3 protein-coding genes are annotated in these 2966 nt (G+C 61.6%); 1 reads left to right on the forward strand and 2 read right to left on the reverse strand.

Annotated elements, in window-relative coordinates:
• Positions 1 to 109: 109 nt before the first annotated feature.
• A complete protein-coding gene (locus tag I0Q12_RS12625; RefSeq protein ID WP_197252246.1) occupies positions 110 to 448 on the forward strand; it encodes a hypothetical protein in 339 nt (112 codons plus the stop codon).
• 456 nt (positions 449 to 904) lie between these two features.
• On the opposite strand, the gene I0Q12_RS32725 is transcribed toward I0Q12_RS12625, so the two are convergent.
• Together I0Q12_RS32725 and I0Q12_RS12635 are read right to left on the reverse strand one after the other, a co-directional pair.
• The gene (locus tag I0Q12_RS32725; protein WP_231610537.1) at positions 905 to 1348 is read right to left on the reverse strand and encodes a hypothetical protein; all 444 of its coding nucleotides are present in this window, start codon (positions 1346 to 1348) and stop codon (positions 905 to 907) included.
• A 17-nt stretch (positions 1349 to 1365) separates the two neighbouring features.
• Positions 1366 to 2241 carry a ParA family protein gene (locus I0Q12_RS12635; protein ID WP_197252247.1) on the reverse strand — a complete coding sequence of 292 codons (876 nt, stop codon included), beginning with the start codon at positions 2239 to 2241 and terminating at the stop codon, positions 1366 to 1368.
• Positions 2242 to 2966 lie beyond the last annotated feature (725 nt).

Here is a 2966-nt window from a genome sequence, read left to right on the forward strand (position 1 = left end):
GTGAGCACTTTCGGTGAGCAGGACTGAGCAGGATCAATGAGCGCCATCACAGCCACCACCCGACGGACCGCGCTGACGCAGCCCAGCGACCGGAGATAGCCTCCGAGCCGTGATCGACGAGACCAAGCAATGGGCCATCACCACGAAATGGCACCAAATAAACGCGTACTACGGCACAGCACTGTGCGGGACACCCCTACAAGCCCGAGCCGTACGCCACTCATCCAGCGACGTACTCGACGACATCCGAGCGCACAAGACCACCGTCTGCGGCGCGTGCGAGCGCTACGCGGACCAACTCGACGCCCGGAATCGGATCAAACAGCAGCGCAAGCGCCACTCGAAGTCGACAGCTGCCCACGCCGCCGACCACGCCGACCGCCCCACCTCCACCTCGATCCGGACGATCTCCGGAGGGCTCCCTAGCCAAGGCAAACGCAAACCATAACCAACGACGAGGGGACGCAAACCTCCAGAGTGACGGAAGCGGGCCTCGCGCACCGGATCCCTGGCGACACGTTCGATGCACTGGTGATGGCGCCGAGATCATCGCCCTGGACGGGCCGAACATGCGCCGACATCTGGCGGACGCCCGATAGTTGGGCGCCGTGGTCGGGCAGGTGTCGCCGCTATCCGGTACCCGTCCGGCCGCTACCCGATCGTCAGAACTGTGCTACTCGAAACGCATCCCTAACAGTCACCTCGCGTCCTTCCCGTCTTGCCGGCGTCGGTGCCGTACCGATGTGATCGTTCGCTGATCAGGAGATGTCACAATCCCGCCTCGTCCAGCCACTCGCGGCCCAGCGCGGCGACCACGATCGAGAATTGGGAGACCGTGCCTCTTCGTTCGTGGTGACTGGTTGGCTCCCGACCAATGCAGACGTGAGAACTGTTCCGAACATCTTCAGATGTTTCTGAAACTGTCCCCCTTGGTGGCACGGTCCATGACGCGTTCGACGATCCGCTCGATAACCCGTTCGGGATTGCGCCACTTCATCGCGAGGCGGTCATTGTCCATGGCATGTTCGGCCACTATGTTGCGTAACTGCTCAAGGTCCAGTGCTTGCAGTCGTTCCCGAAGACCGATCTCTCCGGACTCCGCGTAGACGACGTACGGATCCCACGGTCCTGGCTCACGACGTGGTCGTTTGACTTTGGCCGGTGAGGAGGACTCCACGTCGGCGCGAACTTTGACTAGAACTTGAGTCAAGCGTTCGGCGAAGCGCGGGTTCTCCTCAGCTTCGGTCGCCACCACAGCTACAAGATCGGACAGGGCGTCGGCAAGGTTTGCCCGGGAGCGGGCAAGGCTGTCCAACGCGTGCTGGGCGTTCCGGCCCGAAGTGATCATGTCGTTATCCGTGTGTGTCACAACTGCGCCTGCGCCCGAGAGTCGACTTCAATGGCGAGGGCCTTGAGATGGTCGAAGTGCCCTTGGTATCCCCACCGTTGACGAAGGGTGGATGCGGTGGCGAATTCTGCGGCGCTTTCCATTGCATTTCCATAGGGGATGACCGAGTCGAACAAGGGAGGCAGTTTTCCGGCTTTGGCGTCGGCCCGCAGACTGCGAAGAGTGTTGTCGTGGACCGCGGTAGTCTTCCTGTACATGTTGATCACGATGCCCAGGGGAACGATGTCGTCGTTGGCAAGCCCCTCGGCAAAGCCCGCGATTCGGGTGAGGATCTGAGGGATGCCGTAGGTGCTCAAGATGTCGGGCTTGGTGGGAATGATGTAGGCATTAGACATGCGTAGGCCGTTGAGTGTGATGATTCCCAGGTTGGGTGGGCAGTCGATCAGCACGTAGTCGTATTCCGGGAGAAGCTTGCGGGTGGCCTTGTACAACAGGTCGACAGGGCGGTCGGTGTAGTAACGGCCACCGGGAACAGCCGCGAGGCGGTCCTGAACATCGATGAGGTCCAGGCTGCTGGGCAGAAGATCTAGCTTCTTTACGGATGCGACCGGGGAAACCTGCGTATGCAATGTGCCGACTAGATCGAACTCGGCCGGTTTCTCCTCTGGACGAAGTGAGTCCTTGAACAGGGTCGCAATTGTGTGCCCCTTCTCGTTGGCGGCATGCCAAGCCTTTTCGCCGAGGAGCATTGTCGTTGCGTTGGTCTGAGGGTCCAGGTCGATGACGAGAACGCTCTTGCCTAGTTCCCCCGCCAGGATCTCTGCCAATGCCACCGTGGTGGTGGTCTTGCCTACTCCGCCCTTGAGGTTGATCATGCTGATGACGTAGGTCATGCTTCTCCTCTTCCGAGCGAGATACCGCTCGATTTGTTCATATCGGAACACAGGTCCCGCAGCCAGTTCTGCTGCAGGGCGGGGAAACCGAGAATCCCTCACCCTCCAGTTCGAGATCACGTTGCGCGCCACGCCAGCGAGCTCGGCAACTTCGGCAAGACCCACAAGCTCGTCGGGAGCCCTCCTCGCCGAGGTGTGTACATCATTCACATCACCTTGTGTACAACATACACATGCAGATTGCAAGGTGCAGAAACTCCGGATGCTTCACCAATTCCAGGGTGATTCAGCATCTTTCTGTCCCGGAGGGACCGGCAACCGGGCGGCCAGTCGGCTGGCCCGCTGGGTCGCCGATCGCGGGTCTCGGCGCCGACCAGCCCGTCGGATACCCATGTCATGATCGCCCCGTGAGTCAGACCGAGGCATCGATCGCCACCAGCACGAACCAGGGCACGACGACCTCGAGCGCATCCTCGCAGCCGATCCCATCGACCGTGCCGCGGCCCGGCACTCCCGAACCTCGGTGTCGGAGGACGGTATCCGTGACGATGACGCCTCAGCGCTGCGCCAAAGCACGAGGTCGGACTCATCGGACTCGGCCACGCACGTCAGTGGAGGCGATGATTCAGCGCCGAGACCCCGGGTCGAGCGCAGAATCGGGCGGTCTCGACCGCCTGGTCACCATCGCTGGCCGACAGCCGATGCAGGCGCCGAATGGAGACCGA

Origin of the sequence: Rhodococcus sp. CX, assembly GCF_015865005.1 — a bacterium.
Taxonomy (GTDB): Bacteria; Actinomycetota; Actinomycetes; order Mycobacteriales; family Mycobacteriaceae; genus Rhodococcus.